At 62.1% G+C, this 12,132-nt stretch carries 10 protein-coding genes; 5 read left to right on the top strand and 5 right to left on the bottom strand.

Annotated elements, in window-relative coordinates; genetic code table 11:
* Nucleotides 1-38 precede the first annotated feature (38 nt).
* From bioB to GGR23_RS09505, 5 genes are read left to right on the top strand one after another with little or no spacing between them, the layout of a single operon-like run.
* Nucleotides 39-1,046 carry a biotin synthase BioB gene (bioB, locus tag GGR23_RS09485; RefSeq protein ID WP_183365970.1) on the top strand — a complete coding sequence of 336 codons (1,008 nt, stop codon included), beginning with the start codon at nt 39-41 and terminating at the stop codon, nt 1,044-1,046.
* Nucleotides 1,043-2,194, top strand: coding sequence for an 8-amino-7-oxononanoate synthase (locus tag GGR23_RS09490; protein WP_183365972.1), 1,152 nt, complete (start codon nt 1,043-1,045; stop codon nt 2,192-2,194). The genes bioB and GGR23_RS09490 overlap by 4 nt, the downstream gene beginning before the upstream one ends.
* A complete protein-coding gene (gene bioD, locus GGR23_RS09495) occupies nt 2,194-2,832 on the top strand; it encodes a dethiobiotin synthase (protein ID WP_183365974.1) in 639 nt (212 codons plus the stop codon). The genes GGR23_RS09490 and bioD overlap by 1 nt, the downstream gene beginning before the upstream one ends.
* Nucleotides 2,829-4,112, top strand: coding sequence for an adenosylmethionine--8-amino-7-oxononanoate transaminase (locus GGR23_RS09500; protein WP_183365976.1), 1,284 nt, complete (start codon nt 2,829-2,831; stop codon nt 4,110-4,112). The genes bioD and GGR23_RS09500 overlap by 4 nt, the downstream gene beginning before the upstream one ends.
* A complete protein-coding gene (locus tag GGR23_RS09505; protein WP_183365978.1) occupies nt 4,109-5,098 on the top strand; it encodes a beta-ketoacyl-ACP synthase III in 990 nt (329 codons plus the stop codon). Before GGR23_RS09500 ends, GGR23_RS09505 begins: the two co-directional genes overlap by 4 nt.
* A gap of 310 nt (nt 5,099-5,408) precedes the next feature.
* Here GGR23_RS09505 and GGR23_RS09510 read toward each other — a convergent pair whose 3' ends face one another.
* The 5 genes from GGR23_RS09510 to GGR23_RS09530 form a co-directional block, all read right to left on the bottom strand.
* Nucleotides 5,409-6,317: a heparin lyase I family protein gene (locus GGR23_RS09510; RefSeq protein ID WP_183365980.1), complete on the bottom strand. Its 909-nt coding sequence runs from the start codon at nt 6,315-6,317 to the stop codon at nt 5,409-5,411.
* Nucleotides 6,318-6,323: 6 nt separating this feature from the next.
* Nucleotides 6,324-8,111 carry a hypothetical protein gene (locus tag GGR23_RS09515; RefSeq protein ID WP_183365982.1) on the bottom strand — a complete coding sequence of 596 codons (1,788 nt, stop codon included), beginning with the start codon at nt 8,109-8,111 and terminating at the stop codon, nt 6,324-6,326.
* Nucleotides 8,112-8,198: 87 nt separating this feature from the next.
* Complete coding sequence (locus GGR23_RS09520) at nt 8,199-8,477, bottom strand: hypothetical protein (protein WP_183365985.1); 279 nt, start codon at nt 8,475-8,477, stop codon at nt 8,199-8,201.
* Between the two features lie 1,299 nt (nt 8,478-9,776).
* Nucleotides 9,777-11,381 carry a terminase large subunit gene (locus GGR23_RS09525; protein WP_183365989.1) on the bottom strand — a complete coding sequence of 535 codons (1,605 nt, stop codon included), beginning with the start codon at nt 11,379-11,381 and terminating at the stop codon, nt 9,777-9,779.
* Nucleotides 11,347-11,760: a phage terminase small subunit P27 family gene (locus GGR23_RS09530; protein WP_183365992.1), complete on the bottom strand. Its 414-nt coding sequence runs from the start codon at nt 11,758-11,760 to the stop codon at nt 11,347-11,349. Before GGR23_RS09530 ends, GGR23_RS09525 begins: the two co-directional genes overlap by 35 nt.
* Between the last annotated feature and the right edge of the window lie 372 nt (nt 11,761-12,132).

The following is a 12,132-nucleotide window of genomic DNA, read 5'->3' on the forward strand; positions in this document are numbered from 1 at the left end:
GCGCTTCCGATCATCCAGTAGAAGGACTGCGACACGCGATGCTCGACAAGATCTCCGCCGAAAACACCTCCTCCTCCGTATCCGGCACATCCACCGGCCGCGTGACCGCCGAGGAGGCACGGCGCATCTACAACCAGCCCTTCAATGATCTGATGTTCGAGGCGCAGACCGTTCATCGCCGGCATTTCGATGCCAATGCGATCCAGATGAGCCGCCTGCTGTCGATCAAGACCGGCGGGTGTCCGGAGGATTGCGGCTATTGCAGCCAGTCCGCCCATGCTCCGACCGGCCTGAAGGCCTCCAAGCTGATGGAAGTGGAGCGCGTGCTCGCCGAAGCCCGCAAGGCCAAGGAACAGGGTTCGACCCGCTATTGCATGGGTGCCGCCTGGCGCAGCCCCAAGGAACGCGACATGGACATGGTGATCGCCATGGTATCCGGCGTGAAGGCGATGGGCATGGAAACCTGCATGACGCTGGGCATGCTGACGCCCGAACAGGCGCTGCGGCTGAAGGATGCCGGTCTCGACTACTACAACCACAACGTGGATACGTCCGAGCGCTATTACAGCGAGATCATCACCAGCCGCACCTTCGCCGATCGCCTGGAAACGCTGGATAACGTCCGCAACGCCGGCATGAAGGTCTGCTCCGGCGGCATTCTCGGCATGGGCGAGACCACCGAGGACCGCATCGACATGCTGGTCACGCTCGCAAACCTGCCTGAGCCGCCGGAAAGCGTTCCGATCAACATGCTGATCCCGATCCCGGGCACGCGGCTTGAAAATGCCGATCCGGTCGATCCGATCGAGTTCGTGCGCGTGATCGCGCTTGCCCGCATCCTGATGCCCACCAGCCATGTGCGCCTCTCGGCCGGCCGCACCGAAATGACCGATGAACTGCAGGCCATGTGCTTCCTGGCGGGCGCCAACTCCATTTTCACCGGCGACGTGCTGCTCACCGCCGACAATCCGGGCGAAAGCCACGATGAGGCTCTCTTCCGCCGACTCGGCCTGAAGCCGGAGCCGATGGAGCCCGATGCGGCATGAGCGACCGGCTTGCCCGGTATCGGCGAACGCTCGCCGGCCTTGAACGCAAGGGCCGGCGCCGGGCGCTCCTGCCGGAAGCGGGCAGGGATTTCACCTCCAACGACTTTCTCGGTCTTGCCAACTCCGATGCCCTGAAGGATGCCGTGGCGAACGCTCTTGCGCGTGGCGTTCCCGTAGGGTCGGGGGGCTCCCGGCTGCTGCGTGGCAACCATCCGGAACACGAGGCGCTTGAGGCCGAGGCTGCCGCCTTCTTCGGCGTCGGTCGCTGCCTCTTCTTCGGCAACGGCTTTACCGCCAATCTGGCGCTGTTCTCCACGCTGCCGCAGCGCGAGGACCGCATCTTTCATGACGAGCTGGTGCATGCCAGCGCACTGGACGGGATCGGCCAGAGCAAGGCGACTGCCGTCAGCTTCCCGCATAACGACGTGACTGCACTTGAGGATCTGCTCCGCGCGTGGCGAAACGAGGGGGGAAGGGGCCAGGCCTGGATTGCGGTCGAAAGCCTCTATTCGATGGATGGCGATTTTGCGCCTCTGGCCGACCTTGCCAGTCTCGCCGATCGCCATGACGCCTTCCTTGTGATTGACGAGGCCCATGCGACCGGCGTCCATGGCGCCGGCGGGCGCGGCGCAGGGCACTGGCTGGAAGGCCGGGAAAACGTCGTGTCGCTGCACACCTGCGGCAAGGCGCTGGGTGCCTCCGGCGCACTCATCGGTGCCGCCCCCGCATTGTGCGATTTCCTTGTCAATCGGGGGCGGCCTTTCATCTATTCCACCTCGCCCTCACCGCTGATGGCGGCGACGGTACGCCAGTCGCTGAAAATCGTGGAGGACGAGCCGCAACGGCGCGAGGCCCTGCTTGGCCTTGTGTCGCTTGCCGGTGACATGCTGCGCCAAAGGCTGGGCATCGACCCCGGCCCGTCGCAGATCGTCCCCGTTCCGATCGGCGACAACGCCCGGGCTGTGCGTATTGCGGAAGCCATGCGCGCCGCCGGTTTCGACATCCGGGCTATCCGTCCTCCCACCGTTCCCGAAGGAACAGCCCGTCTTCGCCTTTCGCTGACGCTGAACGTGACACCGGAGGATATCGCCGAAATGGTGGAGTGCCTTTCCGAGATCATGCAAACCGAAATGCCTGGAGTAATGTGATGAGCAGACCGATCGTCGTGACTGGTACCGATACGGGTATTGGAAAGACCGTCTTTTCTGCCGCCCTCTCGGGGGCGCTGAAAGCCCGTTACTGGAAGCCCGTGCAATCGGGGCTGGAAGAGGAGACCGACAGCCAACTGGTGGCGCGTCTGGGCGGACTGCCGGCGGGCCGCGTGCTGCCGGAACTCTATCGCCTGAACACGCCCGCATCTCCCCATTACGCCGCGCGCCTGGATGGCGTCGAGATCGACATCGACAGGCTTGTCGCGCCCGAAGGCGAAGGCCCGCTGGTCATCGAGGGGGCGGGCGGGCTCATGGTGCCGCTCAACGAAACCGTCACCTATATCGACGTCTTCGCCCGCTGGAAGAACCCCGTTGTGCTTTGCGCCCGCACCATGCTGGGCACCATCAACCACACGCTGCTATCGCTCGAGGCACTCCGTGCGCGGGGCGTTCCGGTGCTGGGTGTTGCTTTCGTCGGCGATGAGATGGAAGAGACCCAGCGCATCATCGGCGTGATGGGCAAGGTGAAGATCCTCGGCCGCCTGCCGAGGCTCGATACGCTCGACCAGCCTTCGCTTGCGGCAGCCTTTGCCGCGAACTTCCACCTTGCGGATTTTCAGGAGGCGTTGAAGTGAGCGTCCATTCCTCGCCTGTCTGGCATCCCTTTACCCAGCACGCGCTGGAACCCGAAATGCGCAAGGCCGTGCGGACCGAGGGCGCGACCATCTTCGATGCGGACGGCAACGCCATTCTCGACGGCATTTCCTCCTGGTGGGTGATTACCCACGGCCATCGCTATCCACCGATCATGGAGGCGATCCGCAAGGCATCCGAAAGCCTCGACCAGGTCATTTTCGCCGAGTTCACCCACGAGCCGGCCGAAGCGCTTGCCCGCGCACTCGTCGGGGTCGCGCCGCAGGGGCTGACCCGCGTCTTCTATTCCGACAGTGGATCCACCTGTGTGGAGGTCGCGCTGAAGATGGCGCTCGGCCATTTCCACAACCAGGGCATCGATCGCCGGCGCATTGCGGTACTCGAGGATGGCTATCACGGCGACACGATCGGCACCATGTCTGCCGGAGAGCGCGGCGTGTTCAATGCCCCCTATGACCCGCTTCTCTTTTCGGTGGAGAGGCTGCCGTTTCCCGGGCCTTCGCCCGAGCAGGAACAGGAAACGCTCGACAGCTTCGAAAAGCTCTGCCGCGAGGGAGGCATGGCGGCACTTCTGGTCGAGCCGCTGGTGCTCGGGGCAGGCGGCATGCGCTTCTATCGCGCGGAGGTGCTGAGGGAACTGCACCGCATCGCCCGCGCCCATGGCGTGCTCGTGATCTTCGACGAGGTCATGACCGGCTGGGGGCGGACCGGCACGCGATTAGCCTGCGAGCAGGCGGGCGTGGCACCCGATATCCTTTGCACATCCAAGGGGCTGACGGGCGGGGCGATCCCGCTCGCCGTAACCATGGCGACGGAGGAGATCTTCGCTTCCCATCTTTCCACAGACCGGCGGAAGACCTTCTTCCACTCAAGCTCGTTCACCGCAAACCCCATTGCCTGCGCTGCCGGCCTCGCCAACATGGAGGTCTGGCGGAACGAACCCGTTCAGCAGCGTATCGATGCCCTGGGACGGGCACATGACGAAAGGCTGGAGCGATTCCGGGCGGACGAACGCTTTGCCAACATACGCCGCATCGGCACCATTGCGGCCATGGATCTCGTCTTTCCCGGTGGTGGCTATCTCGCCGAATGCGGGCCGAAGCTGCGCGCCTTCTTCCGCAGCCGGCATCTGCTGGTGCGTCCTCTGGGCAACGTCCTCTACCTGATGACGCCTTATTGCGTGACGGAGGCGGAGCTCGACCGCTTCTATGACGGAATCGAGGAAGGGGTCACCCATGTGCTGAAGGAATTTGCCCGTTGAACGCGCTCCACACCAGCCGTCTTGCAGGATTCGGCCATGCCGCACCCGAGCGGGTGGTTCCGAATGCGGAGATCGAGGCAAGCCTCGGCCTCGAACCGGGCTGGATCGAACGCCGTACCGGCATCCGCACTCGACGATGGGCGAGGGACGGGGAGACGCTGAGCAGCCTGGCAGCGGAAGCCGGCCGTCGTGCACTCGTTTCAAGCGGCCTGAAGCCAGCGGACGTCTCTCTGGTGCTGCTGGCTACCTCCACACCAGACCACCTGCTTCCGCCGAGCGCACCGCTTGTGGCCCGCAAGATCGGCCTGCCGCGTGCCGGCGGAATTGACCTGGCTGGGGCCTGTGCCGGCTTCGTGTACGCGCTGGCGCTGGCCGATGGTCTTGTGCGGACACAGGGAAAGGCGGTGATGGTGATCGCTGCCAACATCCTTTCCCGCCGGATCAACCCGCAGGAGCGCGCAAGCGCCGTGCTCTTCGCCGATGCAGCGGGAGCCGTCGTCCTGTCACCGGACGGTGAGACGGGAACAGGGCTGCTCGGAACAGATCTGCACGCCGACGGCGAGCTCTACGATCTCATCTCCATACCGGCGGGTGGCTCTTCCCGCCCGTTCGTGCCGACCCTTGAAGCATCCGAAGTGCTGATGACCATGCGCGATGGGCGCGCTGTCTACGAGAAGGCCGTTCGGATGATGGAGGATACCGGTCGGCGCGCGCTTGCCGCCGCAGAAGTGGGTGCCTCCGAGATTACGCGCTTCATACCGCACCAGGCCAATACGCGCATCTTCGATACAGTGGCCGATCATCTCGGCGTGGCCCGGGACCGCACGGAACGCTCCGTATCCGACTACGGCAATTCCTCGGCCGCCACCATTCCGCTAACCCTTTCGCTGGCCCACGCCGCAGGGCGCATCGCGCCGGGAGACCTCCTCCTGATGACCGCCGCCGGCGCCGGCATGACCGGCGGAGCGGCCGTCTGGCGTGTCTGATCGTGGCTTGCAATTTCGGATCAGTCGGGCAATAAGCCCCTCAGGGAAGAGTGTCCGAGTGGTTTAAGGAACCGGTCTTGAAATTCGCTCTCGCCCGGTTCCACTTATGCCAATCCGTACCTAATAAACCCTAGTTTTCAATGCTTCTGCTGGGTATGTGTCCTTCTTCATGCGGAACTATCGCAGAACGTGCTAGGCTGTTTAGTTGCAAAAAGCGTAGCAAGTTGTTCTCTGCATGTTCTTCGCTGTACGCGCCGCCTTAAGCTGTCCGCCCAGACAGCCGCCACGCCTCAGGGCGTGGCGGCTGTCTTCAGTTCGGTATCGAGAGAGGGGCACTGATGCGCGCGGAGCGGTCGGTTGTGCCCCACTCCATATTGGCGATGCGGGCGACAGGCGTGTCGGGAGCTTGCCGGGCGTAAATGCCCCACTGCGGATAAGTGCCGTTCGTGTCGTTGTAATAGCCGATTGGCCCGGTGTAGTTGACGATCTGCGTGCCGTTCATCCACACGCGCAGGAAGCCTGACGAGGCGAACTTCACGTTGATCACGAAGTTCGTGTAAACGTCCCGTGCTGGGCTTGCAGCGCTGTATTGAAGAACATCAGTGCCCCAGAGTGTCACTGGGTCGATACTTGCATCCGACCTGCTCCAGATTCGGAACTGGTTGTTCCCGTAGTCGAATGACAATGGCGGGGCTCGACCATATCCCACCTCGCTATCGTACCCGTGCCACTGGTTGATATAGCACTGTCCGTTGACCGAGAACGGGTTCCCGGGCTCGAGCATGACCGAGTAGGCCTGCCACAGCTCCGTCCCCTTTGCGGGGACGTCCATGGCAACTATCTCGCATCGATGCAACCTATGTGGGCTGGCTTCAACGCCCCCTTGGTCGCCTTGCCTCAACTCAAAGCGGTGGACATTCGGCGCGACCACAGTGAACGCCCAGGGTACCCGGTCGATCTGTAGAAACATCGTCTTTCCATCGACGATGATACCAGCGCGCGTGTCGGCCACGAAATCGCTGCTGGAGAGATCGGCAATCGTTCCAGCGATGAGGACAGACCGCTTAGGCGCAAGGGTAGGCTCGTTGAGAAGGCTCTCCGGAACGGCATACCTGCCGTCAGTCATCAGCCTTGGCTCGATGATGCGGGACCGATCGCCGGTATACCAAGACCAGTTACGCAACTCGAAGGCTTGTGCTTGTGTCAGGATAATAGCCATCGTGGATCAGCCTTTCTGGCTGCTGAAGCGGGTCTGCACCTGGCTGAAGCCACCACGCCTTTGCTGTTCGTTGTGGGTATGCAGAGCGGTCTGCACCCCCTCGTTTACCAGCGACCGGACGTGGTCATCGCCGGACGCACCCTGGATGACGACCTGCAACATGGTCGGCCTTGCATTCTGGTTGGCCTGGCCTGCAGCTCCGCGCGCAAGCAGGCTTTCGGTTTGATGGCTCGGGATGACCTGAGCGCCTCGAGGGAGATTGACCAACTCCCTGCCCCGCTCGCCGACAACTGCCAAGCCGCCGGGAGCCGACGGCGTGCCATCTGCGAAAAGCCCGACCCCGGTTCCCGCGATGGAGAACAGGCTCTTTGCCTGAGGAGACACCGAGAACGGGTTTGCCCCGCCTCCGAAAAGCCCGCCAAGCCAAGACAACAAGCCGCCCCCACCTCCGCCGGCAGGCGGAGCTGCCGGGAATGCACCGCCAAGGGACTGCCCGATTTTGCCTAACCCGCTCCCGAACCCCGCAAGGTTCGTCGAGGCAGACTTCAGGGAGTCGTTAAACTTCTCGACGTAGGCGTTCCCGGACGTGCCGAGGACATCCGTCCAAGCGCCGCCCTTCCCGACGGAACCTGGACCGCCGAACCATGCTTGTGCCGCTCCTGACGGCCCAAACTTGTCGACGTACCCGCCGAAACGGTGCTGGAAGATCTTGTCCTGCAGCGCAGGGTTCGCAAGGAACTCCTTCGCCGAGATAGACCGGCCAAGCGCCTCTTTTGACCACGGGCCGATGTTGTTGCCCATGACCTGGAAGGCCCCGTAGGCGCGATCACCATTCTTTGTGATCGGGCCAAGAGCACCGTAGTTCCCGCCGCTTTCAATCGACTGGATCGCCTTGGCATAGACAGTCATGTCCCCGAGCGGCGCGCGCTCGACGGGGGTGACAGGTGCAGCGCCATTGAATTGCCGGGAGACAGCGTCCATGCCAGCCGATCCGACAGAACCCCCACCTTTGCCAGAACCTCCGGCCCCTTTGAACAGAGCCCCGACGAGGGCATTCCCGAGATTTGTGAGAGACTCGTCGAGCATTTTGGCGAGGAGGTTGCCCATCGAGCTCTTGAGCGCCTTCGAGAAAGCGTCACCGACATCACCGCCGCTAGCGACGAGCTCCGCTTGAAACGACGTCAGGAAGCCTTTGGCGGCTTCCTGTGCGTCCATCTGCCGGTAGATGTTGCGGATGTCCGATGCCTGCTGGCTGCCAAGGTCTTCGGGCTGGCCGTATTGCCGCAGGGTCTGCACTGTTCGCTTGTCGATATTCGAGAGGCCCGAGTCCGAGAGCTGGCGCCCCAGATCGAACTGCATTTTAGCAAGCCCCATCTGTTCGGCGAGCCGGCCATACTCTTCCGTCTTCCGCTTGATCAGGTCGATTTCCTGCTCGTCCACCGCAAGGCCAGACTTGGCAGCGTCGGCCTTCAGGTTCGCAATCAGTTCGTACTGCTTGCGAAGACTTTCGACCTCAGTGCTCGTCTTGCCAATGAGCGTCATCTCAAACTGCTGACGCTCAAGATCCGCCTCGAGGCCCCGTGCCCGCTCCCGCCGAGTTTCCGTGAGCTGGTGCTCAGCCTGGGCAAGCGCGATTACGCCCGCCTGCTCAATACGGAAACGCCGGGCCGCGGGGCTCTCCTGCTCGTTGTACTGGGCGGCTTCAGCCGCGCGAGCCGCCGAGGCGCGCTCGGCAGGCGTGCGGGCACTCACGCCGGCAAGCTGAGCGTCTAACGCCTGCTGGCGCCGGCGCATCTCGACTTCTTCGCGGCTGCGGTGTACTGGTCGTTGAGCTGCGCATCGACGCGCAGGGATCGGACTTCTGTGACCATGGCTGCCTCCTCAGTTCATTGGGCCGATGGAAGAGCAGCGCTCAATCCACGCTGCAATCGTCTGGTCAAATACGAACCAGAAGAACCCGCAGAGACGAGCGGCATCTTCGCCCGCTATGCCGATCTCGAGAAGAGCGACCCAGAGCTTGAAACAGTGGGCCTGAAGCGTTTGTTCGATGCTCTGGCGGACATTTATTGCGGCGGTGCCATCAGCAGCTAGAACGCCGCTTTCAATCACCATGTTTGCCACAGAATTCGCCTCCTGCTGCATAATTTCACGTATTTCCATCATGGCCTCCTTTCAGGCTCACGTCGGGCTTTTCTGATGTTCGGATAGGTGATCGACGCGCGGTTTCCCCTGCAGGGCTTCGCCCTGATGGAAATCTTCTCTTTACGCTGGAGCGCGCTGTTGCCCATTAGCTCCGCACCTCAGAACACCGCAGGTTCGAAGCGGAGATCTTCCCAATAGGTCTGCATCGATCAGAGCAGTACGTCTTTCGACCACTTTTGACGCCGCGTCTGAATTGTGTCTTGCACGTCGGGCAGGAGATGACCGCCTTCTGCGAAGCCTTATGGTCGTGGTAGCAGGGCTTGGAGCAGAATTTGTACGCTTCCGATCTCGCAGTGAAGATCGCCCCGCAGCTGAGGCATGGCTTGTCGACCATTGATTTGCGGTTCGCCCGGAAGCGACAATCTCTCGAGCAAAAGCTCTCGTCCTTAACTGACGGTTGGAAGGTCTTGCTGCAGTGCCGGCATTCCTTAGGGGCGCGCCGCGCCGCCGCAACGTAGGACTGAGCTACGCAAGTTCGGCTGCAAAACTTCACCGCCTTCGTCTTTGGCAAGAACGAAACCTGGCACTGCGGGCATGGGATGGGAGCAATAGGCTTCCGAGGGTTTTTCATGACGGCACTGCGGTATTCGCTGGAGCAGTATTTCCGCTCGCGGTAGCTGTTTTTCACCGGGAACATTTTCCCGCATCGCTCGCAGGTGCTTTCGCTCGGTGAAAAATTCTCCCGCTTCGCTACCCAGGCCGCAATGAGCTCCATTCTGGTGCGCTGCCGCCCGAATATTGCAGCCATCCGGCCATGATGGGCCTGCACACATCTGGGTTCGCAATAGTCCCTGGGTCTTTCAGAATCTTGCTCGGGGATCTTGACGCCGCATCCCTTGCAGAACACCCGCTCGACAACCTTTATTCCGTCTAGCGCATATTCTGGTTGGCCCTCCTGCCAGGTCGGCCGAACTGCTCCGATGGCCTTTAGGGCCGCAGCAGTAATCCCCGCCGCAATGATATCCGCGTCTGACCAACCCCAACCATCAGAGCACAGGGCTGAGCGAAGCCCTGACCTGCAAGCGCCTTCATGCTCAAACTTGCTGAACGTACCAGCGCCAAGAATGATCGAGGCCTCTTTCACATGCCGCCTGAATAATTCGTCCCCCATCTTACGGGTAAGCGCCTTCAGAGGGGTCCCTTCCGCCTTCAGCCTTGTGTTGGCCACCGATATCCGCCCGGCCTGCTTTAGCAGTGCCCCAGGAAACGGGATTTTTTCGCCACTTATGCCTCCTTCAGTGCATACGATCTGGAGCATCAGAACCACCCCATTTCTTCGCTGAAGTCATCACTTGCATATGCAGATCGGCCGACATCGGCCGCAGCGCACCGCGCAACGGCCATCGCCGTTGCGACGGCGCCGTCGATGCGATCTTTCGATTTCCCCTTGTGGAAAGATTTGTTCCCAGCTTTGTCATTCTCGACGACAACATTGCTGAAATTCCACCGAAGTACTGGGTTTCCTCCATGACGAAACGAGCGCCCAAGGATAGCGCGCTCGAGCTCCTTGATTGCAGGCCCCATAGTCACCCAGCCCTGCCGCATCGTCGCGGTAGGGAACCCGTCATCGGTGAGTGGGCCCATTACCGCCTGAGCATAGGCCGGGTCGAAGGCGATCTCCTGAACATCGAACTGGTCGCATAGCCCTCGGATGTGGTCAGTGACGACACGATAGTCGGTCACGTTCCCGGGGGTCGGGATGATGAAGCCCTGCTGCGCCCAAAGCGGATAGGGAACTCCGTCGCGTTCGGCCCGGCCGCGGAGATTGTCCGCTGGCACGAAGAACCAAGCATAGACCTGGAATCCGTCGTCGCCGTCTCGCCAGCAGGCGACGACGGCAGTCAAGTCGGTGGTCAAGCCCATGTCCACGGCAATCCAGCAAGGCTCACCCCGAAGATCGTCGAGATTTACGTGGTCGGCGCCTTCGTCATAGACCGCCATCTCCACGAACGGCGAAGCGCTATAGTCGAGCCAAACATTCAGATGGTACTGACGGAAGTCATCGCGCTCCGAAGGCCGCTCTTCGGCCTCCCGCGCGAACTGGCGGAGACCTTCCAGATCAGGGAACCCCTCAGAGAGGCCGGGATTGACGAAATGCCAGAGGTCCTCGTCGCGCCAATCCGCATGCTGGTCCGCCTCGAAAAGAACCGGGAGGAAACCGGGATCTTTGACTTCGCCGTCGGCGACCTTGCGCGCATACTCCAAGACCTCAAAGGCCAGATTGTCCTGACCGCGCCCGGCTTGCGTGATGATGACCATCAGCGTGCCGGGAGTCTTCGCGAGACCCGTTCTCAACGCCTTCCATAGCTCTCTGTTGCGCCAGACGATCAGTTCATCAGCCAGTACGAAAGACGGCGTCGTACCGAGCTTAGCCTTGCCGTCCGACGACAGCGCGCGGAATGTCGCTTTCGATTTCGGATGCTCTATGAGCAGCTCCGAGGCTGTCGGCCGCGCGACCTTGTCTAGCCATGGCGTGGCCTCGGCAATGGCTAGCGCCTCGTCGAAGGCAATCTTGGCCTGCTCTTCCGCGCTCGCGCCTACCATCGCCTGTCCGGCTGGCGTGCGCTCGTGGCCGAACGTATGGAGCAACGACAGGGCCGCGCCCATCGTGGTCTTGCGCGCCCCGCGAGGAAGCAGGCAGAACACCGTTCGAACCTTTCGCCTGCCGTCGGGGTGGCGGGGGCCATAGATGCGGCGAATAATTCGCTCCCAGAAGAATGGCAGATCAAACTCCTTGTTCAGGTGTGGAGACTTTGGATGCTTGAGGCGTCGTATGAAGTCGACAGCACGTTCGCCATCGCCGAACGTGTCCTCGATTTCACTTCCGTCAAAGATCCAGTCCGGGCGGCGCGCCATCATCATTCGGGTCTCCTCGTCGGTTGAAGCCCTGCTTTGAGCGGGCGGCTGGGGTGAGCCCCAGCTCGGCGGATAGTCGCGAAACCTGCTCGAGTGCCTTGGAGAGGATCCCTGAGGCCGGATTGGGCTTCAGGTTTCCGTGGGCAGTTGCGGTCAGTAGGCCATGCTCGGCAATCGCCTGCTGCGCTTGCCGCACGGTCCAGAGGGCAATCATGTACGTCGCCAGGACGCCCACCATGGATTCTGTGAGGATCTCGCGCTTGACCATGTCAGAAGCCACGGAATTCCACTCAGGGCGCATGTCTGCGGGAACGGAAGCGGGCATTCGGGGAACGCCTTTCATGCCGCCATCGATGGATCGAAGATCAGCTTTGCGCCCTTTCATCGGGTGCCCTTTTCAAAAGAAGGGCCAAATCGAGAATTTCCCGCGTTGCTGACCCCAGCGGTCCCACCCCTTGCCTCCGAAAATTCACGACCACCCCCCGTCCTCTCGTGGTGCAGGTCCTTGGCATTGCAGGACCGGCAACCGGGCAGCCAGTTGCTCTTGTCCATGCGGAGATCCGGACGCTTGCGGATGCTGACCCGATGCCTCACGAGAACCGCCGGCTTGCCGCAAGTGCATGTCGGGTGAGAGACGAGGAAGGCTGCAGCCTCTTGCTGCCAGGCGCTGTCGTAGCCTCGCTGCCGGGCGCCCGGGCGCTGCTTCTCGGCAGCATGCCGGCACTGGCAACGCGCGCCGGCCTGAACCCTTCGGCCA

The organism is Gellertiella hungarica (assembly GCF_014197145.1).
GTDB classification, from domain to species: domain Bacteria; phylum Pseudomonadota; class Alphaproteobacteria; order Rhizobiales; family Rhizobiaceae; genus Gellertiella; species Gellertiella hungarica.